The sequence below is a fragment of the Lysobacter sp. KACC 24251 genome (genome assembly GCF_057747755.1).
In genome coordinates this window covers 1,498,629-1,524,547 of the sequence record NZ_CM173222.1, presented here as the reverse complement: position 1 = coordinate 1,524,547, position 25,919 = coordinate 1,498,629, and the positions used below count along the sequence as shown (strand labels likewise).

General features: G+C 66.7%; 18 protein-coding genes, 1 tRNA gene and 1 pseudogene. 6 read left to right on the top strand and 14 right to left on the bottom strand.

The window, feature by feature from the left end:
• Positions 1-17: 17 nt before the first annotated feature.
• The 4 genes from AC3ARF_RS07165 to AC3ARF_RS07150 are packed head-to-tail and all read right to left on the bottom strand — an operon-like array spanning position 18 to position 8,861.
• Positions 18-1,130, bottom strand: a complete 1,113-nt coding sequence (locus AC3ARF_RS07165; protein WP_498931615.1) for a DUF5694 domain-containing protein — start codon at positions 1,128-1,130, stop codon at positions 18-20.
• A gap of 51 nt (positions 1,131-1,181) precedes the next feature.
• Positions 1,182-4,259, bottom strand: coding sequence for an efflux RND transporter permease subunit (locus tag AC3ARF_RS07160; protein ID WP_498931613.1), 3,078 nt, complete (start codon positions 4,257-4,259; stop codon positions 1,182-1,184).
• The gene (locus AC3ARF_RS07155) at positions 4,256-7,723 is read right to left on the bottom strand and encodes an efflux RND transporter permease subunit (protein WP_498931611.1); all 3,468 of its coding nucleotides are present in this window, start codon (positions 7,721-7,723) and stop codon (positions 4,256-4,258) included. Before AC3ARF_RS07155 ends, AC3ARF_RS07160 begins: the two co-directional genes overlap by 4 nt.
• A 13-nt stretch (positions 7,724-7,736) precedes the next feature.
• Positions 7,737-8,861, bottom strand: coding sequence for an efflux RND transporter periplasmic adaptor subunit (locus tag AC3ARF_RS07150; RefSeq protein WP_498931609.1), 1,125 nt, complete (start codon positions 8,859-8,861; stop codon positions 7,737-7,739).
• Positions 8,862-9,114: 253 nt separating this feature from the next.
• Between AC3ARF_RS07150 and AC3ARF_RS07145 the strand changes: the two genes are divergently transcribed.
• Positions 9,115-9,495: a c-type cytochrome gene (locus AC3ARF_RS07145; protein ID WP_498931792.1), complete on the top strand. Its 381-nt coding sequence runs from the start codon at positions 9,115-9,117 to the stop codon at positions 9,493-9,495.
• A 14-nt stretch (positions 9,496-9,509) separates the two neighbouring features.
• A complete protein-coding gene (locus AC3ARF_RS07140; RefSeq protein ID WP_498931607.1) occupies positions 9,510-9,971 on the top strand; it encodes a c-type cytochrome in 462 nt (153 codons plus the stop codon).
• Between the two features lie 170 nt (positions 9,972-10,141).
• Here the strand turns inward: AC3ARF_RS07140 and AC3ARF_RS07135 are convergent, their stop codons facing one another.
• The 3 genes from AC3ARF_RS07135 to AC3ARF_RS07125 form a co-directional block, all read right to left on the bottom strand.
• Positions 10,142-10,555 (bottom strand): DoxX family protein, encoded by a 414-nt coding sequence (locus AC3ARF_RS07135; protein WP_498931605.1) that lies wholly within the window; start codon positions 10,553-10,555, stop codon positions 10,142-10,144.
• 140 nt (positions 10,556-10,695) lie between these two features.
• Positions 10,696-12,501 (bottom strand): hypothetical protein, encoded by a 1,806-nt coding sequence (locus AC3ARF_RS07130; protein ID WP_498931603.1) that lies wholly within the window; start codon positions 12,499-12,501, stop codon positions 10,696-10,698.
• A gap of 16 nt (positions 12,502-12,517) precedes the next feature.
• A complete protein-coding gene (locus AC3ARF_RS07125) occupies positions 12,518-13,114 on the bottom strand; it encodes an NfuA family Fe-S biogenesis protein (protein WP_498931601.1) in 597 nt (198 codons plus the stop codon).
• 103 nt (positions 13,115-13,217) lie between these two features.
• On the opposite strand from AC3ARF_RS07125, the gene AC3ARF_RS07120 reads away from it, so the two are divergent.
• Complete coding sequence (locus tag AC3ARF_RS07120) at positions 13,218-13,559, top strand: 4a-hydroxytetrahydrobiopterin dehydratase (RefSeq protein WP_498931599.1); 342 nt, start codon at positions 13,218-13,220, stop codon at positions 13,557-13,559.
• A gap of 44 nt (positions 13,560-13,603) precedes the next feature.
• Complete coding sequence (locus AC3ARF_RS07115) at positions 13,604-14,035, top strand: energy transducer TonB (protein ID WP_498931596.1); 432 nt, start codon at positions 13,604-13,606, stop codon at positions 14,033-14,035.
• Positions 14,036-14,108: 73 nt separating this feature from the next.
• On the opposite strand, the gene AC3ARF_RS07110 is transcribed toward AC3ARF_RS07115, so the two are convergent.
• Complete coding sequence (locus tag AC3ARF_RS07110; protein ID WP_498931594.1) at positions 14,109-15,092, bottom strand: RluA family pseudouridine synthase; 984 nt, start codon at positions 15,090-15,092, stop codon at positions 14,109-14,111.
• A gap of 506 nt (positions 15,093-15,598) precedes the next feature.
• On the opposite strand from AC3ARF_RS07110, the gene rne reads away from it, so the two are divergent.
• Positions 15,599-18,691 carry a ribonuclease E gene (gene rne / locus AC3ARF_RS07105; RefSeq protein WP_498931592.1) on the top strand — a complete coding sequence of 1,031 codons (3,093 nt, stop codon included), beginning with the start codon at positions 15,599-15,601 and terminating at the stop codon, positions 18,689-18,691.
• Between the two features lie 131 nt (positions 18,692-18,822).
• Here rne and AC3ARF_RS07100 read toward each other — a convergent pair whose 3' ends face one another.
• From AC3ARF_RS07100 to AC3ARF_RS07090, 3 genes and pseudogenes are all read right to left on the bottom strand, one after another.
• Positions 18,823-19,470 (bottom strand): response regulator, encoded by a 648-nt coding sequence (locus AC3ARF_RS07100; protein ID WP_498931590.1) that lies wholly within the window; start codon positions 19,468-19,470, stop codon positions 18,823-18,825.
• A gap of 229 nt (positions 19,471-19,699) precedes the next feature.
• A tRNA-Ser gene (locus tag AC3ARF_RS07095) sits at positions 19,700-19,789 on the bottom strand.
• Between the two features lie 154 nt (positions 19,790-19,943).
• Positions 19,944-20,864, bottom strand: a pseudogene (locus AC3ARF_RS07090) (LysR family transcriptional regulator); the annotation flags it as partial.
• Positions 20,865-20,987: 123 nt separating this feature from the next.
• Here AC3ARF_RS07090 and AC3ARF_RS07085 point away from each other — a divergent pair.
• The gene (locus tag AC3ARF_RS07085; RefSeq protein ID WP_498931588.1) at positions 20,988-21,566 is read left to right on the top strand and encodes an FMN-dependent NADH-azoreductase; all 579 of its coding nucleotides are present in this window, start codon (positions 20,988-20,990) and stop codon (positions 21,564-21,566) included.
• A gap of 115 nt (positions 21,567-21,681) precedes the next feature.
• Here the strand turns inward: AC3ARF_RS07085 and AC3ARF_RS07080 are convergent, their stop codons facing one another.
• The 3 genes from AC3ARF_RS07080 to serS all read right to left on the bottom strand — a co-directional run bounded on the left by AC3ARF_RS07080 (position 21,682) and on the right by serS (position 25,882).
• The gene (locus AC3ARF_RS07080) at positions 21,682-23,724 is read right to left on the bottom strand and encodes a tetratricopeptide repeat protein (protein WP_498931586.1); all 2,043 of its coding nucleotides are present in this window, start codon (positions 23,722-23,724) and stop codon (positions 21,682-21,684) included.
• 135 nt (positions 23,725-23,859) lie between these two features.
• Positions 23,860-24,531, bottom strand: coding sequence for a DNA oxidative demethylase AlkB (gene alkB / locus AC3ARF_RS07075; RefSeq protein WP_498931584.1), 672 nt, complete (start codon positions 24,529-24,531; stop codon positions 23,860-23,862).
• A gap of 22 nt (positions 24,532-24,553) precedes the next feature.
• Entirely contained in the window at positions 24,554-25,882 is a 1,329-nt protein-coding gene (gene serS / locus AC3ARF_RS07070) for a serine--tRNA ligase (RefSeq protein WP_498931582.1), read from the bottom strand.
• Between the last annotated feature and the right edge of the window lie 37 nt (positions 25,883-25,919).

Sequence of the window (25,919 nt, the reverse complement as noted above, 5' to 3'; positions counted from 1 at the left end):
GGCGCGCGCCACACCTTTCAATGCGTGTCGCCCGACTCTTGCACGAACTCGTCCAGCTGTCGGACGCGGATGCCGATCGAGCGCTCAAGGTAATCGTCGAAGAACGGCTTGTGGCTCGCTCCCACGACGACAAGCACGCGCTGCCCGGGATGCCGGCTCACCACGCGCATGATGTTGGACACCATTGCGAGGTTACGGACGTCCCATAGGGCAATGCGCGCCTGACCCGGACCCCGCGGCAGGTCACGGTCGACGAACAGCCGCCACTCCTCGTCCAACACCCATCCGCCGTACTCCGGACTGTTCATCCACCGGTAAAGCGGTAGTAGATTGCCCGACGCAACTCCCCGTCGGGTGCGTTCGTCGGCTTCCTTGATGACGCGCGCGTGTGCCTTGAAGGCCTCGTAGGCTTTGGATTTCCCGAGGGCAGGCAGCAGGGCTTCGAACACCGGGCCGTACAAGTCCTCGCCCGGATGGTCATCCATGCCGTAAACGCGAGGAAGGCGTGCCTCGCTGGCCAACCGTGCCCCGATGAGTTGGTTCTCATTGGTGGACTTGCCCAGTCGTGCAATGCGCTCGCCGAGCGGACCGTCGGGCTTGGCACTAGGCCAGCGCCGCGCATGCTGCCACGTGAGGTAGTCCGCCCAGGGCTTGTCCCAAGCGGCGGCCGCCAGGTGGATGCAACGCGTGCTTGCCTGGGCGGTGGATGCAAGGTCCCGCGAACATTCATTTGCCAAGGCCTTGCGGGCACCTGCGGCATCCAAAGCCAGCAGTCGTTGGCTCTCTTTCGCAAACTCCAGGAACCGTGCACCGACGAACGAATCCAATGCTTCTGGATGCAGGTCCGGCTGCTGCTGCATCGCCTCGATGGTATGGGACGGGAGCGACTCCAACACCACGGCCTGCGGCGCGTAGCGCGACAGCCCGGCAGCCAGGCTGTCGACATGCGCCGGCGTGACGCCCTCGAGTTGGTCGAGGTGTGGCGTCGCAAGCACGAGCACTTCGGCGGGCTGCTCCATGCGCTGCCGGAGCAACTGCACGGGCGACGCGGCGGCCGCCACGTCGCCTCCCATGACCGAAACCACCACCAGCACTGCCCAAGCCAGAATCCGGGTGTGTATCAGCTTCATCCTTGCTTCCTCTTCAATAACTCATCCGTCCCTGGCCGCACCGATTGGACCTCAGGCCGGGGCCACCCCGGCCCCTTCCGGCGCAACCCCACGCGCCCGACGCAGCAACCCACCCGTCTTCTGGCCCATGTCGTCCAGGATCGCGTACACGGTCGGCAGGAACAGAAGGGTCGCCACCGTGGAGAATGCAAGGCCACCGGCGATCGCGCGTGCCATCGGTGCGTACGCGATGCCATCGCCCGTGCCCTGCGACATCGCAATGGGGATCATCGCCAGGATCGCGGTGCCCATGGTCATCAGCACCGGGCGCAGACGTTCGCGGCTGCCCTCGACAAGTGCTTCCGTTCGCGACAGACCGCGGCGGCGCAGATTGTTGATGTGCTCCAGCATCACGATGCCGTTGTTCACCACTACGCCCATCAGCACCAGGATGCCGATGAAAGCCATGATGTTGAACTCGGTACCGGTCAGCCAGAACAGCCAGAACACGCCGAAGACCGAGAACACGACGCCGGACATGATGGCGGAGGGGAACAGCAGCGACTCGAACACAGCCGCCATCACCACGTAGACCATCACCAGCGCGATCAGCAGGTTGAAGATCATCTGCGTGACCATCTGGCTTTCGTCGAAGAACTGCAGGGTCTCAAACGTGTGGCTGTAACCCGGCGGGAAGGTAACCGACTTCATCGTCTCCTCCACTGCCTTGCGTGCATCGGGCATGGTGGTCTTTCCGTCGGGCGCTGCCTCGATGGTGAGTGTGGTCTGCCGGTTGATGCGGCGGATCTGGTTGGCCGCTTCGCCCGGGATCACGTCCACCATGGCGAGCAACGGCACCTGACGGCCATCGGCGGCGCGGACGTTGAAGGACGCCAGTTCCTTCGCGCCATACTGTTCGGCGCCGGAGAAGCGCACCCAGACGGGCACCTCGGTGTCGCCCCGGCGGAAATCACGCAGGCGTGCTCCGCGTAGGGCCATGCCGACAAACGTGCCGACCTGCTCGGTGGTGAAGCCGAAGGAGGCCGCGCGTTCGCGGTCAATGCGGACTTGCACTTCCTGGTTGCGGTCGCCGCTGTCCACTCGCACATCCCGCAGTTCGGGGCGACGCTCAAGCACAGGGAGGATGTCGCGGGCGATGTCGTTCAGCACCTGGGTGGAGTCGCCCACGAGGCGGAACTGCACCGCCTTGGGTGGGCCACCGCCGCCGTCGCCTTGCCGCCCGACGATGAGGCGAGCTCGCGCGGACTTGGGCAGTTCGCGGCTGATTCGATCCACCAATGGCTTGAGCTCACCGTCGAAATTCTCATCAAAGGTGATGCGGGTGCCGCCCCATCCCTGCTCGCTGAACCACGAGTAGATCTGGGTGATCTGGTAGTCCTTGCGGCGCGCATCGAGGAAGTCCTCCACCCGTGCAACCTCAGCGGACATCTGCTCGACGGTGTAGCTGCCGTTCCACTGGTAGCCGATTTCGGTCTCGGCCTCCTCGTCACCGCCGAACATGTTGTACTTGGTCAGCATCACCGGGGCAACGCTGACGGCGACCATCAGGAACACGCCCAGCAGGCTCTTGCCCCGATGCGCCAGGCTCCAGTGCAACAGGCGGGCATAGCGTTCCTGCAGGCGATGGATGACGCCCGTGCGCGCGGTCAGCGCCGGCGGAGTCTTCAACCGCGCCGACAGCATGGGGATCAGGCTCACCGCCACCAGCCATGAAGCCAGCAGCGATACCGAGATGGTGATGGCGATCTGCGACAGGTAGATTGCTAACACGTTGCGTTCGCCAAACAGGTTGGGCACGAACACGATGCAGTGGCACAGCGTACCGGCCGACAGTGCGATGGCCACGTGGCGCGTGCCCAGGATCGAGGCGAGGCGCGGATTCCCAGGGTTCTTCTCCCGTTCCTGGTAGATGCTCTCGACCACCACGACGGCGTTGTCGACCAGCATGCCGACGGCGAGCAGCAAGCCCATCATCGACAGGATGTTGAGCGTGACCCCGGCGAAGTACATGAAACCCAGGGTCATGACGAAGCAGATCGGAATCGCCAGTGACACCATGAGCGTCGACGGCCAATGGCGCAGGAAGAAGTACAGCACGATCACCGACAGCAGCAGGCCGATGGCGCCGGCCTCGGCCAGTTCCAGCAGCGAATCCGTCACCACGGCACCCTGGTCGTTGATGATCTTGACCTGGATGCCCTGCATCGACGGTTCGCCCTGGATGCGCTCGACCTCCGCCAATACCTGCCGAGAAACGTCCACCAGGTTCGCGCTGCGCTCCTTGAATACATCCAGTCCCACGGCGGGGCGACCATCGAGGCGACGGCCCATGTCGTTGCGTGCGGGCTTCAGTCGCACCTCGGCGACGTCGCCAAGGCGCACGTTACCGGTCAGGACGAGTTCGCGAAGCTGATCCAGTGACTCCAGTTCGCCCACCGGCTGGACCCGCAGGCGTTGTCCGCCATCGGTGACCTGACCCGCCGAGACCGAGAAATTGAGGTCGCGCAGGCGACGGTTGAGATCATCCAGCGAGAGTCCGTGGGCGGTCAGCCGCTGGGGTTCGATGGCGATTTCCACTTCATTGGCCGTCGCACCCGACACTCGCACCTGCGCCACGCCCGGCACGCGCTCAACTCGACGCTTGAGCTCGCGATCGATGAGATCGTAGGACTTTGAAAGGTCGAGCGTCTGGCTCGCAAGGCGAATGGCCAGTACCGGCTCGTCGTCGGTGCTCGCGTTGCCGACGAAGATGCGCGTCAGTTCATCCGGGAGGTCGTTTCGGATCGCGTCGATGCGTTCGCGTGCCTCGGAGGCTGCGATCTTGACGTCGCGCTCCCAGTCACTGAACAGCACCATGATGTTGGCGCCGTTGGACGTGGCCGTGCTCTGGATGTTGCGAATACCCGGCAGGGTCGCCAACGCCTCCTCGGATGGGCGCACCAGCGTGCGCTCCACTTCTTCCGGCGTGGAGCCCTGGTAGGGCATCTGCATGAAGATCACCGGGAAAGAGACCGACGGAAAGGCCTCCAGCGGCAGGCGGATCGCGGCGATCAGGCCGATCACCACCATGGTCACGAAGAACATGACCGTGGTGATGGGGCGGCGGATGCTGAGTTCGGCGATGCTCATCCGGCCATCCCCGCATCCGCCGCGATGGCGCCTTCGTTCTCGGCACGGACCTGGCGGGCGCGGCGACCGCGCTCCAGCCAGTACTCTTCGGAGCGCCGATCCAGCAGGTCATAGACCACCGGGATGACCAGCAGCGTCAGCAGCGTCGACACCAACAGACCACCGATGACAGTGATCGCCATCGGCGAGCGCACTTCCGCGCCCTCGCCCACCGCGATGGCAAGGGGCAGGAAGCCGAACAGGGTGCACAGGGTGGTCATCGCGATCGGCCGCAGGCGCGAGCGGGCACCTTCCACCAACGCATCACGCTTCGCCACGCCGGTCTCGCGCAACTGGTTGACCTTGTCGATGAGGATGATCGCGTTCTTGGTCACCAGGCCAACCAGGAGGATCAGGCCAATGAACACCACCACCGAGATCGAGTTGCCGGTCACCAGGAGCGAAAGCACCGCGCCCACCAGCGCCAGCGGGATGGTGAACAGGATCACGAAGGGGTGCAGCAGTGATTCGAACTGCGACGCCATGACCAGATAGACCATGAACACCGCCAGCGCGAAGGCGAACAGCAGCGAGCGCATCGACGACGCCAGTTCCTCGCCTTGGCCGCCGACGTGCATGCCGATGCCCGCTCCCAGTGGATCGGCCGCCACGATGTCACCGACCTCCTTCACCGCGGCGCCCAGGTCGATTCCGTCGAGGTTGGCCGAAACCACCGCCACGCGCACCTGGTCGGCGCGATGGATTTCGCTCGGACCGGTGGTGGCGACGACGTCGGCCACCGCGTCCAGCGTCACCGGACGCGCACTGCCCGGATTGACCACCAGCCGACGGATGCTTTCGACCGAGTCGCGCTCGCTCTCGTGGGCGCGCACCAGCACGTCGATGCGGCGGTCACGGAAGCTGTAACGGGTGGCCACCTCACCACGCACCTGACGCACCACGGTGTCGGCCAACTGGCGGGTGGTGAGGCCGAGTGCAGCGGCACGTTCCTGGTCGAATCGGATCTGCACCTCAGGGAAGCCCTGTTCCACCGTCGACTTGACGTCCGTGTAATGCGGGTTGGCGCGCAGCAGGCCGGCCAGCTTCTGGCCCGCGGTGCGGATCTCCTCGAGGTCCTGGCCGCGCAGCTCGATCTCCAGCGGCGGCGAGAAGCTGAAGAGCTCCGGGCGGCGGAAGTCGACCTGTGCACCCGGGTGGGCCTGCATGGACTCGCGCAGGCGATTCGTGGTCGCGGCCTCCACCGCTTCGCTGCCACCGCCCTCCATGATCACCGAAAGGCGCCCGATGTTCTCGCCGCTCTCCGTGGGACTGGCGTCCAGTCGCGTGCCCGTGCCGCTGACGCCGTACATCGCACGCACGCCCGGCTCTTTGGTATGCGCCATCTGCACGTCGCGGATCACTGCGTCGGTATCGCGCAGCGGGGTTCCAGGCGGCAGCTTCACCATCATCTCGAAGCGATCCTGCGCCAGCTGGGGGATCAGGTCCGTACCCAGCAGCGGCAGCGCCGCAAGCGCCAGCACGAAGGCCGCGGCCGAACTCGCCAGGACCAGTGTCGGGTGTCGCAGCGCGGCGGGCAGCAGGCGCAGATAGCCGCGTTCGGCGCGACCGTACGGCGCCATCGCCAGGTCGCTGGCCTTGCGCATCACCGGAGCGACCACGGCCACCAATACGCGCCAGGCACGCACCACCAGCCAGGCCACGCTGAAGAACGCATTGCGCACCACCCAGCCGAGACCACGGCCCGTCGCAGCAACCGGCTTCTGCCAGCGCTTCTGCGGCGCCCAGCGCGGCTGTGCGGGTTCCTCTGGGAACGCCAGCGGCGCCCGGCCCTTGATCGAGCTGAGCATCGGGATCAGCGTCATCGACACGACCAGCGAGATCGCAATGGCGATGGCCACGGTCAGCGCTTGGTCGCGGAACAACTGGCCGGCGATGCCTTCCACGAACACCAGCGGCAGGAACACGGCGATGGTCGTCAGCGTGGAGGCCACCACGGCCATGCCCACTTCGCGTGTCCCAGTGATGGCCGCATCCAGGATGCCCAGCCCTCGCTCGCGGGCCTTGGCAATGCTCTCCAGTACGACAATGGAGTCGTCCACCACCAGGCCCGTCGCCAACGCCAGGCCGCCCAGCGACATCACGTTTAGGCCCAGGCCGAACTGGCCCATGAAGAAGAACGTCGCCACGATGGAAACCGGAAGCGAAAGGCTGATGACAAAGGTGCTCCAGCCATCGCGCAGGAACAGGAAGATGATCAGGATCGCGAGTACGCCACCGATCACCGCATCCTTCTTGACCTCGTTGACGGAGTTGCGGATGAACTGTGACTGGTCCTCGATGACCGTGAGTTCCACGTCCGCCGGCAGCGACTTGCGAATGGCCTCCAGGCGGGCGTGCACGGCGTCTGCGGTGGAAACGGTGTTGGCGTCGCCCTCCTTGTAGACCGCCAGCTCCACGGTCTCGCGGCCGCCCAGGCGGATGATCGCCTCGCGCTCGCGATAGCCTTGGCGCACTTCGGCCACGTCCTTCAGGCGCACGGGCAAGCCGCCCGCGGCCGTGGTGCCACCCCCGCCCGATGCGCTCTGGGCGGCTGCGGCGGCAGCCATGGCGTCGGCCGAGCCGGTCGCCGCCGCCACACGCGCCATCTGCAGCATCGCGTCCTGCGCCGCATTGTTGCCAGCGCTCCGCACCGTCAGCAGCAATTCGCGCATCTCCTCGACGCTGGCGAACTGGTTGACCGTACGCACCAGATACCGCTGCGATCCCTCTTCCAGGCGACCGCCGGAAACGTTGACGTTCTCTTGCTTGAGCCGGTTGATGACGGTGTCGACCGACAACCCCATCTGAGCCATGCGGCGCGGGTCTACCTCGACCTGCACCTCGTCCTCCAGGCCACCGCCCACCTTCACCGCGGCGACGCCGCCAACAGGTTCCAGCTTCTTCTTGAGGTCATCGTCGGCGTACCGGCGCAGCATCACCAGCTGGCGATCCGCTTCCCCGCCGCCCTTGGCCGACAACGCCAACCGCAGGATCGGCTCATTGGAGGGGTTGAAGCGCAGCAGCACCGGCGGCTTGGCCTCCTGCGGCAACTGCAGCATCTCCATCTTGTCGCGCACGTCGAGGCTGGCACGGTCCATGTCCGTGCCCCACGCAAACTCCAGCACCACGTCGCTCTGCCCCGCACGGGACACAGACTTGAGCTTGCGCAGGCCCTTGACCACGCCCAGCGCCTCTTCCACCGGCTCGGAGACCAGGGTCTCGATCTCGGCGGGAGCAGCACCGGTGTACTCGGTGCGCACCGTCAAGGTGGGGTAGCTGAGGTCGGGCAACAGGTTGACCTTCAGCCCGCTCAGCGCAATCAGGCCGAACATCAGGAAGGTGAGCGTCACCATCGCCACCGTCACTCGGCGGCGGGTGGAGAACTCGACCAGATCGAAAGAGCGCGCGTCCGAGGGCTGCGTCACGGGAAGTCTCCGCTTACTGCTTCGACGAGGCGGGCTTGGCGGCAGCCACCGGCTTGGTGCCCGGCTGGCCGATCACGGTCACCACGGTGCCGTCGCGCAAGGTGTTCTTGCCGGCGACCACCACCTGGTCACCCACCTCCACGCCCTTGCGCACCTCCACCCATTCCCCGTCGATGTAACCCAGTTCCACCGGGACCCGCTGGGCCTTGCCGGCCTTGACCATGAACACCGCAGTGTCGGCCTCGCCTTCCAGCAGTGCCGAACGCGGAATCACCAGCGCATCCGTGCGGTTGTCATATGCAATGCCGATGCGACCGAACATGCCCGGCTGCAACACACCCTCACCATCGAAGGCGCAGATGACGCGGAAGGTGCCGCTGCCCGAGTCCACCACCGGCGCCACGCGATCCACGGTGCCCTGGAAGCTGCGCCCCGGCAGCGCATCAACCTTCAGCTCCACCGGCAGGCCGGCCTTGAGCGTGGCCATCTCGCGCTCGGGGACATTGAGCACCATTTCCAGTCGCGCCGTATCCACGATGCGGAAGATCGGCGTGTTGATCTGGACGAAGTTGCCCGGCTTGATCGACTTGGACGCGATCACGCCGGAAATGGGAGCCACTACGTTGGCGTAGGACAGCTCAAGGTTGGCCATGCGGTTGACCGCTCGGGCGTTCTCCAGATCGAAGCGGATCCGGTCGTGGTCGGCTGCACTGATCAGCTTCTGCGCCATCAGTTGCTGCGCGCGCGAGTACTCATTCTGCAGCTTGTGCATCTGCGCGGCGCTCTGCGCTGCCTGCAACGAGGCCCGGGCCGAATCCAGGCGCACCAGCACCTGGCCTGCGCGCACGTGCTGGCCTTCTTCCACCATTACGCGGAGGGCAACGCCCGAAGTCTTGGCCACCACCTGCGACTCCGCCCGGGCCTCCAGCGGCGCGGTGCCGCTGTAGCTGGCGGCCACCGAGCGGCGGGTGGCCTTGGCCACTTCCACCGGGACCGACTCGACCTCGTTCTTGTCAGGGGTCTTGGCCTGGGCATCCCCGTTCCCGCCCTTGCAGGCGCTCAGGGCCAAGCCGCAAGCCAACGCCAGCGCACCCGCGCGCAACAGTCCGGATCCGTGGAAAAGGTTGAAGTGACGCATGGTGGGATGACCTTGATAGGGGGATGGGCCCGGCGCTTGTGCCGGTGTTGTATCAAGGTAAATCACCCCATCGTCGAAGCCATGCGCCGAAGGTCATGGTGACCGTCGCCATGGATCGAAAAGGCGCCCTGCTCGCCATGACTTCAGTCAAAGCAGCGGTAGCGGCTATACTCCAGCGCTTGTGCGCGGCCCTGGGCCCCGCCCAGCCAGCATTGACCCCTGCCAGCCATAAGAGATTGCGGACTACGACATGATGCGACCGCTGACGATCGCCGCCTGCTTCGCCCTCACCACCGTCGCGTTCGCGACCATGGCCCAGGACGCCCCGGCGCCCGAAGCCACCCCCGCCGCGGCTCCGGCCGCCGCTGCACCCGCCGCAGTGAAGGGCAACGCCGATGCCGGCCGCGCCCTCGCCTACACCTGCATGGGCTGCCACGGCATCACCGGCTACAAGAACGCCTATCCCAACTTCCATGTGCCCAAGATCGGCGGCCAATCGCCGGAGTACCTGGGCAATGCACTGCACGAATACAAGAAGGGCAGCCGCAAGCACCCGACCATGCAGGCGCAGGCGCAGAGCTTCAGCGACCAGCAGATCGCCGACATCGCCGCCTTCCTTTCCACTTTGAATTGAGTGAGCTGACCCACATGACGACCCATTGCTTTGCTCGAGGCGGCTTTGCACGAGGCGCCCTCGCCATTGCCCTGCTCGCCACCGTGACCCTGGCCGGCTGCTCCAACAACGCCGAGCACGCCGCGGCCGAAGGCGCGCATGCGGCCGAAGCCGCCAAGTCTTCTTCAGCGGGCCTGCCCGACGGCCACGTCGCCGCCGGCGAGGAGCTGGCCAAGGCCAAGGGCGCGTCCGGCCAGTCGTGCATTGACTGCCACGGCGCCGAAGGCAATGCCCCGATCGATCCGAGCTATCCGAAGCTGGCCGGCCAGTACGCCGACTACCTCGCCCACGCCCTGACCCAGTACCGCAGTGGCGAGCGTGAGCACGCCCTGATGTCCGGCCAGGCCAAGGGCCTGACTGACCAGCAGATCGCCGACCTGGGTGCGTACTTCGGTTCGCGCTCGGGCGAACTCCGCGATCTGCAGGGCTTGCAGTAAGACAGTCCTGCGCGGACCGCGGTTCGCGTAGTTGCTGCACAAGAGCCCGCATCTGCGGGCTCTTGCCGTTTCAGGGTCCCGTTTGCGGTCGAACTGCCCCAACCGCTTCGCTACCGGGCCTGACATGGCGCAATGCCTGTACCGGTAACGAGTCGGCGCTGGGCAGACCCTCAGCAGACAACACAGTCCTCGGCTGGGGCCGCCTCAGGTGCACGGCGCCCCGCGTCGACGCTGAACGCACCCGCGCCCGTCGCCACCAGCATCAAATAGCCGCCGGCCATCACCGCGTGCTTGCTCAACTGGATGAACTGGTTCTGGTCGGTGAGATCACCGTATGCCAGCACGCCAACCGCGAGCGAAAACAAGCCCAACACGCCAGCCGCCACGCGGGTGAATACCCCCGCGAGCACCGCCACGCCACCACCAACCTCCAGCAGGATCACGACAGGCAGCAGTGCCCCAGGCATGCCCAGCTGCTCAAAGGATTGCTGTGCAGCTGCGTAATGCGCCAGTCGCCCGGCACCAGAAAAGATGAAAAGGAATGCGAGGGCGGCGCGGCCCAGCAGCAGGTATAGATGGCTCATGGCGGCATCTCGGACGGCAACGTGCCGGGACGGTCTCCGGGATGGAGCGCGGGGATCCCGTGCGATGGGTCACAGTCTGGTTGCGACTGGTGCCGCCTTCAATTGGCCTAAATACAACCGATTGTTCCAATTCCAGGACGTCAGCCGCCCGGCGGGGTGCCGGGCTTGACGCTGCCGTTGTCCTCCTGGAGGTGCGGCTTGAAGGGCACGGGCGGGGGCGGCCGCGCACTGGCCGGTTGCTCGTTGAGGTTCGGGTCAGTGATGCCGCAGGCGCCGCCCAGCGCCAGCAACGCCACGGCGCATCGGATGCGCTTGTTGGTGCCGGGGATGGGAATCAGCACTTCCTTGATGCTCTTGCGCACCCATTCCGCCAGCAAGCTCTCGTTGGGCACCCAATACTTGTCGAAGGAGGTGGGCTCAAAGTCGGTGGGCTTGCGCTTGAGCCACGTGCCCGCGCGGTCCAGGTTGGCAATTTCCTGTGTCACCGCACCCGGCGGCATGCCGGGCGCAGCGGATCCGGGCCCTTCAGGCACCCGCACGCTGCCGTCCGCATTGAAGACACCCGGCGCCACGCCCCGCTGTGCGCCTGGCGTATTCCGGGCCGATGCCCCCCAGTCATCAGCACGGGCTGGCGTGGCCCAACTGCCCGGGGTGGGCTGGGCCTTCGGCCCGGTTCCTTGCGAGCTCGCCGGGGACGGCGCACTCGCCGTTGCAGTACCTGCGCTGGAGGAAGGCGCGGCCGGACGGGATTGGGAAGGGGTGGTACTCGACGAGCCCGTCGTCGGACTGGCGGACGTTGGCGCAGACGCGCGACTGGTGGTGACCGCGGTTGCGGCCGTGGTCGCTGGGGCGCGGACAGGCGTTGGCACAGGAGCGGGTGCCGCCCGAGGGGCCTGCACCTCTCGCTCCCTGACTTCTTGTGTCTTCGGGGTCAACTCACGCACCGCCGGCGTACGAACTGCCACCTCGCGGGCGGTCGGCGCCTGGACCGGCACGGCAACCTCGCGCTCCACCACCTGTGGCGTGCGGGCGATGAGTGCGCGCACCGTTGGCGCGGCCGGGTCCAGCGTGCGCGTGGGGACGCTCACGGGGGCGGATACCTCTGTTTCGCGAATCTGGGGCACCGTCGCGCGCAGTTCCCGGGCCGGGACTCGCGGCGTCGCCTGGGCTGCGCGCGGCGGGGGCAACACGAATACGTCCGTGCGGTCCGGGGTGGGCTCGCTGACTGCCACGACCTGTTCCTGCGGCGCAGCCGGAACAGACGGGGCTGCCACTTCACGCTCGGGCACATCCAATGGTTGCCCGGCGAGTTCCGGTGACTCGACGCGGGTCTCAAGTGCCGCCTGCGGGAGCACAGGCTGCGACTCGGTCGATTCGCTGACCGCCTCTGCCTCTGGGTTGGCGGCCGCTGCCGCCTCCGAAGCGGGCGTCGGGCGGTCTGCTGTCTCGGTTTCGGTCTGGGCGGCGGGCTGCGGCGGCGCGTCCCCCCCACCAATTTCACCCGGCGTGCCCTGGCCAACGAATTCGACCTGCACCACGGTCTCGCCCTGGGGCGGGGGCTCCAGCCCAAGGAACTGCAGGTACATCAGCCAGACCAGGGCCGCGGCGAAGAACAGATTGACCAGGACAGAGAAAATCGCCACGGCCCAGCGCAAGCGGCGATCCTCGCGCGGAGCGGGATGCCACTGCTGGCGCCACAGCGTCGAAAATGCCTGCCAGCGGCCGAGTAGCGCGGCGCGCTCCGGCGGCACGGGCAAAGCGCGCGCCAGGAACACCGCCAACACATCGTCCACGCCCGCGCCCGTGACCGCGCCCACGCGCTGCGTCATCGACTCAAGCCAGGCCTTCCAGCCCTCGGGAAACTCGCCGGGGAGGCGCGAGCGATGCGCGGTGAGGCGCCACCTGCGGTGCAGGGCCTCGATGAATGCGGCGGCTGAGTTCGTCAACGGCGCCGCGCCGGCATCACGTCGCGCTTTCGCGACTGATGTACGGGGCCGCGCCGCTGTCGTGGTCGGTCGCGTCGCGCACCGCGGTCACGCCGGGCACCTTCTCCAGCAGCGTCTTCTCGATCCCCTGCTTGAGGGTCACGTCCGCCATGCCACAGCCGTGGCAGCCGCCACCGAAGCGCAGCACGACCATGCCTTGGGCCGTTACTTCCTGCACGGCGACATTGCCGCGATGCATCGCCAATTGCGGGTTGATCTCATGTTCCACGATCCACTGCACGCGCTCGACCAGGGACGCACCTTCGGTCGGCGCCTGCCCTTTGATCTTCGGGGCACGGATCTGCAGTTGGCCACCCGTGGCCTGGACCTCGTAATCGATCTCCGCGCCGTCCAGGAACGTCACGCTGCCCGCGTCCAGCCACAGGGTGAAGCCTTCGCAGTCCACCGCCCACTCGTCACCGCCCAGGTCGGCAGGCTCGGCGAACTCCAGCCGCACATCGGCCTTGGCCGTGCCCGGATGCACCGCGGAGAGCTTCACGCCCAGCCCCGGCAGGGACTCGCGCTCGATCAGTTTGCGGAAATGGGTCTGGGCGGATTCGGAAATCTGGATCATCCGGCTATTCTAACGGCGTCCGGTGGCCGGCACGCCACCCGTAATCCGCTATGACCCCGCGCGATGTGATTGGTTCACATGGCGTCCGCTGCAAGGAGCCTGCATGAACGACCTCGTCCCCCTCGCCAAAGCCCACTGCATCCCGCGCCGTGGCGTGGAGCACCGACTGTCGCCGGCCAGCATCCGCGAACTCATGCCGCAGATCCCGGGCTGGGAGTTGGCCGAAGACGGCCATGCCCTGGTGAAGACGTTCCAGTTTGACGACTACTACCGGACGATGGCCTTCGTGAATGCCCTGGCGTTCGTGGCGCATCGGGAGGACCACCATCCGGACCTGGGCGTACACTACAACCGTTGCGTGGTGCGCTTCTCCACCCATGACGTCGGTGGCCTGAGCGAGAACGACTTCATCTGCGCGGCCAAGGCTGACGCCCTCGCGGACTGATGATTCAAAGCCGCCGAAACAAGGCAAAAACAAGGAGGCACGCCATGACCCGCAAGTTCGCCATCCACGCTGCCGTGTCCGCTGCCGGCTTGCTGGCCGTGTCGGCCCTGCTCGGCGGTTGCCAGCGCCCCGCGGCGCAGAGCGACGAGAACATCGTGCCGTCCACTGAACTCAAGGCGGTCGACACCCCGCCGCCCGACTACCCGTTGGATCTGGCCTGCTCGCAGGTGGGCGGCACGGTGGAACTGCTGGTGACGGTCGGGCCTGACGGCACACCCACCGACATCCAGGTCGCGCGGACCAGCAAGGTGGCGGCCCTCGACGCGTCCGCCCAAGCCGCGGTGCGCAACTGGAAGTTCTCGCCAGCCACGCGCAACGGCCAGCCGACGACCTCCAAGCTGCAGGTTCCGGTGAAGTTCACGCCGCCGGCCGAGCTGCCTGAGGACTGCCCCGGCACCACGGCCGACAGCCTCTAGGTCCTGATTCCGCTTACGCGCAAACCCCGCCCCGCCGCCCGTGAAAACCGGCGGGGGGCCCATACGGCGCGGCTCAGGCCAGCCGGTCCAGGACGTCCAGCAGGTCCGGCGCAAGTGGCGCCGTCAGCTGGTACGGCGCCTTGCCCCCCTCCAGCGCGAATTCCAGCGTGGACGCATGGAGGAACAGGCGCTTCAGCCCCACCTGCTCGCGCAGGCGCTTGTTGACCGCCGGGTCGCCGTACTTGTCATCGCCGGCCACCGGGTGGCCGATATGCTGGGCATGCACGCGGATCTGGTGGGTCCGGCCGGTCTCGATCCGCACTTCGCAATAGGACTGGCCGCCGCGGCGTTCCAGCACCTTGAAATGGCTCAACGAAGGCTTGCCGTCTCGATGCACCTGTACGTGGCGCTCGCCGCCCTGGCGCAGCCCGATGTGCAGGGGCGCATCCACGGTCATCACCCCATCGGGCATGCGGCCCGCCAGCAGCGCCAGGTAACGCTTGGCGATGCCGCCTTCCTCACGCATCAACGCCTGCATTTCCTTCAGGGCCGAACGCTTCTTCGCCACGATCAGCAGGCCGGAGGTGTCCCGGTCAAGGCGGTGCACCAGCTCCAGGGTCTGCCCAGGCCGCAGCGCGCGAAGCGTCTCGATGGCGCCGAAACTGATGCCGCTGCCGCCATGGCTGGCCACACCCGACGGCTTGTTGATGGCCAGCAGGCGGGCGTCCTCGAACACGATCGAGGCGTCCATGGCGTCCAGGAAGCCCTTGGGTGGTGCCGGCTTCTCGCCCTCCTCGGCCAGACGCAGGGGCGGGATCCGCACTTCGTCGCCGCCAACCAGCTTGCGCTCGGGCTTGCCGCGCCCTCCGTTGACCCGCACCTGGCCGGAACGGACGAGCTTGTAGATCAATGACTTGGGCGCACCCTTGAGTTGCCCCAGCAGGAAGTTGTCCAGCCGCTGCCCTTCCCGATCCTCCGGCACGCGCACCATGCGAGCGGCAGCACGGGCCTCACCGGCCTCAGCGGCCGGGACTCTGGGAAACTTGGGATCGGTCATCGGCAGGGTTATCTGATACACTCGCGAAGCGAGATAAGGTTTTGATTTCGCAGGGAGTTGCAGAGTCGGGCAAATGCGCGCCGGCCAACTGCGGCAGTCTGGGGCCGAAAGCCCCTCCCCGCGAATCCGGTCCGTGCCTGACCCCTGCCCTTGGGGCAGCCATGTTAGCAGCGTCGGCCCGGCGGAACCCGCCCTCGCCCTCCGGGTCATACCGGTGGAAGTGAACACGTCCCGTGCGACGCAAACGGCCCCGGCCGCGCGCTGTCGCCGGCCGCCCCGAGCGACGTTCGCGTCGCCGGCCCGTAACTTGGAATGCAACAACAAGCGCTCCCGCGGCATGCCGTGGTGTAGAAGCGCTGGAAATTTGAGGTTCCGTCGGCGCGCAAGGTGCAGTCCGCTTTGCAGGACGCAACGCCGCGACGGGGGAACGGAGTTCCAGAGGCGAAACGCCATGGCGTTCCGCGTGCCTGCCTTCGGGTGGGGTGAAGCGCGCGAGGAACGCAACAATGAAGCGAATGCTCATCAATGCCACGCAGGCTGAAGAACTGCGCGTGGCCATCGTTGACGGCCAGACCCTGTACGACATCGACATCGAACAGCCGGCCAAGGAACAGAAGAAGTCCAACATCTACAAGGGCAAGATCACGCGTCTTGAGCCCTCCCTGGAAGCGGCATTTGTCGAATATGGCGGCGAGCGCCACGGCTTCCTGCCGCTGAAGGAAATCTCCCGCGATTACTTCGCCGCCGGCGTCGACCACAACAAGGCGGGCCTGAAGGAACTGCTGCGCGAAGGCCAGGAAGTGGTCGTGCAGGTGGACAAGGAGGAGCGCGGCAACAAGGGCGCGGCCCTGACCACGTTCATCTCGCTGGCCGGCCGCTACATGGTGCTGATGCCCAACTCGCCCACCGCCGGCGGCGTCTCGCGCCGCATCGAGGGCGAGGACCGTGCCGAGCTGAAGCGCGCCATGGATGCGCTGAACATCCCCGACGACATGGGCGTGATCATCCGCACCGCGGGTGTGGGCCGTGACGCCGAAGAGCTGCAGTGGGACCTGGATTACCTGCTGAGCGTGTGGAAGAGCATCACCGATGCTGCCTTGAGCAAGCCCGCTCCGTTCCTGATCTACCAGGAAAGCCGCCTGATCATCCGCGCCCTGCGCGACTACATGCGCCCGGACATCGGCGAGATCCTGGTCGACACGCCTGAGATGTACGCCGAGGCCCTGGAGTTCGTCGACCAGGTGATGCCGCACAACAAGCGCAAGCTCAAGCACTACACGGACGACGTCCCGCTGTTCAACCGCTTCCAGATCGAATCGCAGATCGAGAACGCGTACGAGCGTGAAGTCCGCCTGCCCTCCGGCGGCGCGCTGGTGATCGACCAGACCGAGGCCCTGACCGCGGTGGACGTCAACTCGGCACGCGCCACCAAGGGCGGCGACATCGAGGAGACCGCGTTCAACACCAACCTGGAAGCCGCCGAGGAAGTGGCCCGCCAGATGCGCCTGCGTGACCTGGGCGGCCTGGTGGTGATCGACTTCATCGACATGTCGTCCAACAAGCACCAGCGCGAAGTCGAGAATCGCCTCGCCAATGCGCTCAAGCAGGACCGCGCGCGCGTGCAGATCGGCCGCATTTCGCGTTTCGGCCTGCTTGAAATGAGCCGCCAGCGCCTGCGCCCGTCGCTGGGCGAGTCGAGCCAGCTGGTATGCCCGCGCTGCGAAGGCCACGGCCGCATGCGCAGCGTCGAGTCGCTGTCGCTGTCGATCCTGCGGTTGGCGGAAGAACACGCGATGAAGGACAACACCGGCCAGGTGCTGGTTCAGGCCCCGGTGGAAATCGCCAGCTACCTGCTCAATGAGAAGCGCCGCGCGCTCAGCGAGATCGAGAAGCGCCACGACGCGCCGATCGTGATCGTGCCCGACGAGCAGTTGCACACGCCGCACTACGAAGTCACGCGGATCCGCGAGAACGAGCTGGGCGAGGAAAGCAGCAAGCCCAGCTACCACCGTGGCACGCCGCGCAAGCTGCCCACCCACGCGCTGACCAAGGCCAACCTCAACATCCCGCCGGCGCCGGCGGTGACCAACGTCAAGCACGACCGCCCTGCACCGCTGCGCGAGCCGCGTGAAACCGCGGCGGCCGCTCCTGTGGCACCGGCCCCTGCGCCGGTACCCGTGGTGGCGCCGACCCACTCCATCGGGGTGGTGGAGCGCATCCTGCGCTTCTTCCGCGGCAGCCAGCCGATCACCGTTGAACCCACGCCGTCGGCCGGGCGCGACGGCCGCGCAGGCCGCGGCGACAGCCGCAGCGACCGCGGCGGCAAGCCGGGGCGCGATCAGCGCGATGGTCGCGGCGAGAACCGTGGCGAGCGTGGAGGCAAGCAGGGCCGCGACGGTCGTCGCGACGAGCAGCGTCGCAATCCGCAGGCCGGCAACGGCAGCGCGCAGGCCGGTCAGGCGCAGGGCCAGAAGCCGCAGCAAGGCCAGAAAGGCCAGCAGCCGGGTCAGCAGAAGCAACAGCAGAATGCTCCCAAGCCGCCGAAGCCGCAGGTCGAGGAGCGCAAGTCCGCGCTGGAAGGCCAGCCGCAGGGAAATCGCCCGCCGCGCGCCGAGCAGCCCAAGCCCGCTACGCCGAAGAGCGAACCGGCGATTGAGGCGGCTGTCGTCGCAGGCGCCGTGACCGCGATTGCCACCAGCGATGAACTGCCCAAGGTCATCGAGGTTGCCTCAGCATCTGAGGGCGTGACCGACGCCGCCGCGATCCCCACCGAAGGCGACACCACTGCCGAAGGCGTTGGCCGCCGTCGTCGCGGTCGTCGTGGTGGCCGTCGTCGCCGCCGTGGCGGCGAGGGCGCGGCTGCTGGTTCGGAGGACGCGGCCAGCGACGAACTGATGATGGATGACGAGGACGAACAGGACTCAGGCATCACCGGCGGCCAGGGGGCCCCCGCCGCCGACCGCTCCCAGCCCGAGTTCGATTTCGACGACGTGGCGGACGCACCGGCCAAGCCGCCGTTGCCGGTGGCGGCTGCCACCGCGGCCTCGGTCGCAGCAGCAGCGGTGATGGTGGCGGCAGCGCCGTCCGTTGAAGCTGATTCGGGCGACGTACCAGCCCACACAGGCCTGAACACCTCCGCTCCGGCGGCCAGCGTTCCTGCCGAAGTGCCTGCTCCGGCGGATACGCTCAGCGCTGACCCGGTCGTCGCGGAAGTGATTGCCCCGGCGGTGATCGCCCCAGAGGTGATCGCCCCGGAAGTCGTGCAGCCCGAAGTGGTCCAACCCGAAGTCATCGAGCCGGTGATCATTACCCCCGAGGTGATCATTACGCCCGATGAGATCCTTGCCCCCGAGGTGGTCGAAGCCCCTGTGGCCGAACCGGCAGCGGCAGCGGCGGAAGCCTCCCAGGCAGAGCCGACCCAGCCGGCAACCGAGCCCGCCAGTGCTGCAGCCGACGCGGTTGCCGCCGATACCGCTGCAGCCGCCATGGATGCGCCGCGGACGGGCGGGTTGTTCGATGCATTGCCGAAGGCGGACGAGGAAACGCTCGCGAGCGCCAATGCCCCGGACACCGGGAAGCCGGAGGACGGCAAGGTCTGATCTTGCCGTCCAGCACCAAGAAAAAGGCCGCGCAATGCGCGGCCTTTTTCTTGGTTTCCACACGGTTGCGGTTGCAGCCGTCCAACGGCAATGGCGCGGCGGGCCACGCCCGGATCGGGATCTGGAAGGGCTCAGGGGCCGACTTCCGTGGGGTCGAGAATGCCGTGCTGGCGCAACATCCGCGCGAGCGTCACGGTATCGCGAACCCCAAGTTTCTCGAACAGCCGCTGCTTGTGCGTGCTTATGGTCTTTCCGCTGAGGCGCAGTTGCCGGGCAATTTCCTCGTTCTTCAACCCTTGCGACAGCAGCAGGGCGACTTCCGTCTCGCGCGGTGACAGCGTCTCCAGCGAGGAGGCCATGCCGAGTCCTGCCAACGCGATGTTCTGCGCAACCGCATTGGCAAGGTAGCGCTTGCCCTGGGCCACGCTGCGCACGGCGGCTACCAGCTCCTGCGAATCCCCACCCTTGCCCACGTATCCGGATGCACCAGCCTCCAACAGGCGGCGCGGCATCGGGCCATCGTCCAGGACCGAGACCACGATGACCTTGGGGGGCACCTCAAGCTTGACCAGGCGTTCGGTGAGGTCAAGGCCGCTGGCACCGGGCAGATGCAGGTCGGACAGCACGACGTCGGGTTTGAGTTTGCGGATCAATGGCAATGCGGATTCGCCACTGTCGGCCTCCCCGACGACGTCGATGTCGACCTGGGCCGACAGGATCATGCGAATGCCGGTGCGGACGATGGCGTGATCGTCCACGATGAATACACGGATGGTCATCCTTAACCCCGGTGATGAAAAGTCGTCGGCAGACTAAGCAACCCACGGACGGCGCGCAAGCGCGCCTCCGTCCGTGGGGGGATAGGTGCTGGTTCGGGAGCTCACTATCCTTAGTGGCTCCCGATTGCCGCTTCGGGGGACGGCACCAGCATGGGCAGCGTGAGGCAGTGGTCATGACACTGCAATCACAGAGAGAAACATTCCCAGTCAGCCACCATGGGCGGCGAATTGGCGGACAGGGTGGGATTCGAACCCACGGAAGGGATTAACCTTCGGCGGTTTTCAAGACCGCTGCCTTAAACCACTCGGCCACCTGTCCGGGAAAAAAATGGGCGCGGGTGGTTCACGCGCGGTGCGTATTCTCGCACGGCCCCCGCCCCAAACCCTAGTCTTTTCTAGGCTTTTTCGGGCTTCTTCGACTTGGAGGTCGTGCTGGCTCCGCCTGTCCCGGGACACGGAATGCCGGTGACCTCCCCGCATTCCAGACGCACTGCCTCGATGAGTCCGGGCACCTTCTCGGCCAGGAAGTCGATGAACACCCGGACCGCCGGCAGCAGGCCGCGGCGCGAAGCGAAGACCGCATGGATGATGCCCTGTGGCAAGCGCCACTCCGGCAGCACGACTTCCAGCGCTCCGCTGCGCACGGCTTCGTGGCAGACGGTTTCGGGCAGCAAGGTGATGCCAACGCCCTGCTCGGCCAGCGCCATCATCATCGGGAAATCGAAGCCCATCACCCGTGGGCGCAGCTCGACGCGACGCACCTCGCCATCGGGGCCGTGCAGTTCCCAGCGCTGACGGGCCTCATCCTCGCTGACGCTGAGGGTCACGTGTTCGGACAGGTCCTCCGGCACCTTCGGCCGCCCCATGCCCTTGAGGTAGCCCGGGCTTGCAACGAGGAGCTCCTGCGTCATGCCGAAGCTGCGCATCACCAGGCTGCCATCGTCGTCGAGCTTCGACCGCACGCGCAATGCGACGTCGATGCCTTCGTTGATGATGTCCACGCGACGGTTGCTCACGTGCATCTGCACGCGCACCTGCGGGTAGCGCGCGAGGAATTCGGGCAGCAGCTTGGGCATCTGGTGCTGTGCCAATGCGACCGGCACGCTGACCCGGATCACGCCTCGCGGCTCGGCGCTGAGGCGGTCCACCACCTCACGTGCGGCCTGTGCTTCGGCCAGCATCGATTGTGCGTGTCGGTAGACGCCCTGCCCCACCTCGGTGACGGCGAAACGCCGGGTGGATCGCTGCAGCAGGCGCACGCCCAGATCCGCTTCCAGCTGGCTGATGCGGCGACTCAAGCGCGACTTGGGAATGCCCAGCGCACGCTCCGCCGCGGCGAAGCCGGCGTGGTCAACCACCGCGGCGAAGTAATAGAGATCGTTGAGGTCGTTCACGGCGAGAGTTCCATATTCAGAACGTTTCGTGACATTTGAACAGGTTTATCCCACGCTAGCAACGGCCTAACGTGTGTCCCAAGGCGGTTGCATTGACCGCCACACCCGACAACGAGGCACGCCATGAAGCTCCTGCATATCGACTCCAGCGCCCTGGGCGCCAACTCCGTCACCCGCGACCTGAGCGCGGCGGTCGTCGCCCGCTGGCAGGATGCCGTCCCGGGCCTTTCGGTCCAGTACCGTGACCTGGACGCCAACCCGGTGCCGCACCTGACCGGCGGTTCCCTGGCCGGCGCCAATCCCGAGGAAGCGGCCGATGCGGCAGCCGTGATGGAACAGTTCCTGGCGGCGGACGTCATTGTGATCGGTGCGCCGATGTACAACTTCGGCATCCCCTCGACGCTGAAGTCCTGGATCGATCGCATCGCGGTGGCCGGCAAGACGTTCCGCTATACCGAAAATGGCCCCGAGGGCCTGGCCGGTGGCAAGAAGGTGATCGTCGCCAGCGGACGTGGCGGCCTGCACAGCGGTGCGCCGAGCGACTTCCAGGAGCCGTACTTGACCTTCGTGCTGGGCTTCCTCGGCATCACCGACCTAGAGTTTGTTCGCGCCGAAGGCGTGGCCTATTCGCCCGAACACCGCGCCAGTGCCATCGCCGGCGCGAAGAACTCCATCCCGGCCCCGCTCGCCCAGGCCGCCTGAGCATTCTGCGTAGCCGTCCCCAGCATCCGGCTCCCTCCCCCTCCCTGCCGGATGTCTTCGGGCCCGCCCAATCGGGCGGGCCCGCTCTTTGGGGCGGAGGCAGCTACCGCGACCCTCACTCCATCCACGGATTCCGCAGCGGTTGGACGTCTGCGAGTTGCCGCGCGGTGCGCACCTCTTCGATCTTCGCCTTGAGCTGCGCAGCCAGCTTGGGTTCGACGGGTATCTTGTCCTGCTCCAGGAGCCGCTGGTAGACCTGCATCGCCTTGTCGCGCTCGCCCAGACGCAGATAGGCATTGCCCAGCTCCACCGCGGCATCGACCTTGGCAGGAAGATGAACCACCACTTCCTCCAGCCGCGCCGCAACCAGCGACCAATCGTCACCGCCCTCCTTGTAGATGTAGTCGGCAACCTTGTCGGCCATGCTGCCGGCACGCGTTTGCGGCCGCCTCAGTTCGCCGCGCCACACGCCGATGTAGCCGAACCGCGCCACCATCCGCATGTCCTTGAAAACGACCTTGGGGTCCCAGTCCCATTGCGGCCATGGCAACGTGTCGGTCATCGGGTAGATGAACCAGCCTGCGTAGTGCCCGTCCACGTTCGTGTCCTTCAATGACTCGACCGGTCGCCTGAATTTCATCCCAGCCGCGCGGATCTGCTGCTCCCCTGCCCAGTAATTGACATACAAGGGTTCATTCCCTGGCGCGATGTAGAGATCATGGAATTCGCGGAGTTCGTGGAAGCGCTGGCCAAGGTCAACACCCTCGTGCCGGAAATAGCGATACGCATTTGACGTGCCGCCAACCAGTTCGTTGTGGTATTCCCAAACCCGTGGTTCGCGGATGGTCATGGCCACAGCGGCGATGTACAGGGCGGCCGTTGCCGCCAACGCGGGCCACTGCCGCCGCTGCCACGCCCACGACACCACCCCGCCCGCCAGCACGGCTGCCGCGGTGATCACCGGGAGCGCGTGGCGCACCCCACCCCAGATGCCATCCGACCCCACCAGGGCAGCCATGTGGAAGCCGCTGGCCAGCACCACGGCGGCGACGGTCCAACGCGTGGTTGCCGGCAGTGCACTGTGCAGTGCCAGCGGCAGGCTCGCCAGCAGGAGCACGAGTAGCGCGAGCGGCATCTTTGAGGCCAGGATTGCCGGCCAGCTGAACCACGGCGGATTGCCGTAGTGCACACGCCCCCACACGAAATGCATGCCAATGCTGCGTCCCTCCACCCCGGTGCGCACCGTATCCGCCAGACCCCACAGGTAGGACCGCGGCAGCAAGCGATGTTGGTCCGCAAAGCCGATGCCCGATCGCCACAGGGGTGACTGCAACTCGGCCACCTTGTCGGGCATGGGGCGGTTGAACGCATCCGTGCCATCGGCGCCCGCGTGGTACCGCATTCCGTAGTGCGCCCAGATCACCGCAACGGCCAACAACGCCGCGCAGCCAAGCATCAGGTGACGCCGCGGGCCTTCGCCCTTGCGCCAACCCCATTGGGCGGCGATCAGCAGCCCCAGCCCCAACCCGCCCACACCCGCGAGCGCGGAGTGCTTGGTCACCAGAGCGATACCCATCGTGACGCCCGCGGCGATCGCCCAAGGCCAGCGCCACGTGGCGGCCAGCAAGCCTCCCGCCACCGCCGCGACCATCAGGGTCAGCGCCAACGGGAGGTCAGTCATCACCACCGGCATGTGCGCCGCGACAGTAGGCTCGATGGCAAGGAACGCCAGGGTGCCTGTCGCCCACGGCAGTCCCACGGCCCGCCACAGCAACAGTCCCAACGCGACAAGGAGCAAGCCATGCAGGCTCCACATCGCGATCCGGGCGCGCTGTTGCACGGCACGCGAATCGTTGTCGAAAAAGAACGTCTTCTCGACCCACTCGCGCTCCTGGGCCTTCTCGCGCAACTGCACGGGCGGGCGCAGCCTGAGGTCGTCGGGCATGGCTGCACCCACCCACAGCTTCACCAGGGGTGGGTGCTCGGGGTTGAGGTGGAAGCCGCCCCCGCGCACGTAGGTCGTACCCGCGATGATGTGCCACGGCTCATCCACCGTGAGGCTGTCCAGCCGCGTTCCCACCGAGGACCGGACCACGGAGAGAAGTGAAAGCAGCACGATCAGCGCCGCGCCTGGCCAGCTACGCGAAGCGACATTCATGCCGGACGTGAACGGGCTAAACGCGGGAACGAGGCCAGCGTACCTTTGGCAAGGAATGTCCCCGCCCGTTTCAGAGCGGATGGGTGCTCATCGGTCCCGGGGGGCGCCTGACTTGCGCCTCTGGGCCCGGCGACTTCAGCTGGCGCAGCGAAAGGTCAGGTTGATCCGAAGCTCGCCCGTGGCGGGATGCCAGCCGGGCTTGAGCGGCGCGATGCCGTGAAATCGCATGCGCGATGGCCCTCCCCAGACGACGACGTCGCCGTGCTGCAGGCCCACGCGCTGGCTGCGTCCGCCGCGTTCCAACCCACCCCAGAGGAATGTCGCCGGCACCCCAAGCGATACGGAGACAATGGGCGCCGCCAGCCGCGCCTCGTCCCGGTCCTGATGCAAGGTCAAGCGGGAACCGGGCTCGTAGCGATTGATCAGGCAAGCGTCCGGATCGAACCCTGGGTAGCCGGCCTCCTCCGCAGCCCGCGCTGCAAGCCGGGTGAAGCTCTGCGGCATGGCGGGCCAAGGGTGCCCTGAGCCCGGATCAAGAGCGTCATAGCGGTAGCCGCGGCGATCACTCACCCAGCCGAGGCGGCCGCAGTTGGTCATCGCCACCGACATGCGGAAACCGCCGGGCGTGATCAGGTGGCGGAACGGCGACGCCTGCACCATGTCGTCGACGGCCTGGAGCAACACCGGGGCCGCGTCCAGTGCGAACCCGCGCAGCACCCACGCGCCCTCGGAGAGCGGCTCGCGCTCGCCCGTCCCCGCGGCACCTGTCGTCGCGCCAAAGAGGTCGGGCGTGGTGCCTTGGCTCACCGGGGAATGCCCTGCCGGGACCTCAGGCGATGACCTCAAGCCCGCCCATGTACGGACGCAGCACCTCGGGCACGGTGATCGAGCCGTCGGCGTTCTGGTAGTTCTCCATCACTGCAATGAGCGCTCGGCCCACCGCGACACCCGATCCATTCAGCGTGTGCACCAGCTCCGGCTTGCCGGTCGTCGGATTGCGGTAACGCGCCAGCATGCGGCGGGCCTGGAAGGACTCGCAGTTGGAGCACGAGGAGATCTCGCGATAGGTGCCCTGCGAGGGCAGCCAGACTTCCAGGTCGAAGGTCTTGGTGGCGGAAAAGCCCATGTCACCGGTGCACAACAGCATGCGGCGGTACGGCAGGCCCAGCTTTTCCAGTACCACTTCGGCGCAGCGAGTCATGCGCTCGTGTTCGTCGTAGCTTTCTTCCGGACGCGCGATGGTCACCAGCTCGACCTTCTCGAACTGGTGCTGGCGGATCATCCCGCGCACGTCACGCCCACCGCTGCCGGCTTCCGCGCGGAAACACATCGAATGCGCTGTCATGCGCAACGGCAGCGCTTCGGCTTCCAGGATGGTGTCGCGGGCGATGTTGGTGAGCGGGACTTCGGAAGTGGGGATGAGGTAGCGCTTGTTCTCGCCCACCTCGGTGGAGAACAGGTCGTCCTCGAACTTGGGCAGCTGGCCGGTGCCGCGCATGCTGTCGGCGTTGACCAGCAGCGGGACGTTGGTTTCCTGGTACCCATGCTCGTCGGTGTGCAGGTCGAGCATGAACTGCGCGAGTGCGCGGTGCAGGCGGGCGACCGGCCCACGCAGCACGGTGAAGCGCGACCCCGACAGCTTCGCAGCGGTCTCACCGTCCAACCAGCCGTTACGCGCGCCCAGCTCGACGTGGTCCAGGACCTTGAACTCGAAGCTACGGGGCGTACCCCAGCGGTGCTGCTCGACGTTGTCGTTCTCGTCGCCGCCCGCGGGCACGGATGCGTGCGGCAGGTTGGGAATGCCCAGCGCGATCGATTCGAGCTCGCCGCGAATGGCCTCGAGGCGGATCTCACTGGCCTTGAGCTCGTCGCCGAAGCCGGCCACTTCGGCCTTGATGCCTTCCACCTGCGCGGTGATGGTGTCCGCTTGGGCGGCATCGCCCGCGGACTTGGCCCGCGACGCTTGCCCCATCAACTGGCCGATTTCCTTCGACTTGGTATTGCGAAGGTTCTGTAGCTCCTGCGTGCGCACCTGGATCTGCTTGCGCTCGGCCTCCAGTGACTCCAGCGCGCTCGGGTCCAGGTCGAAACCGCGGGTTTCGCGCAGACGGGCGGCAAGTTCGGCAGGTTGCTGGCGCAGCAGGTTCGGGTCGAGCATGGCAGGGCCGGGAATAGGATCAGATTCGGGATTATCG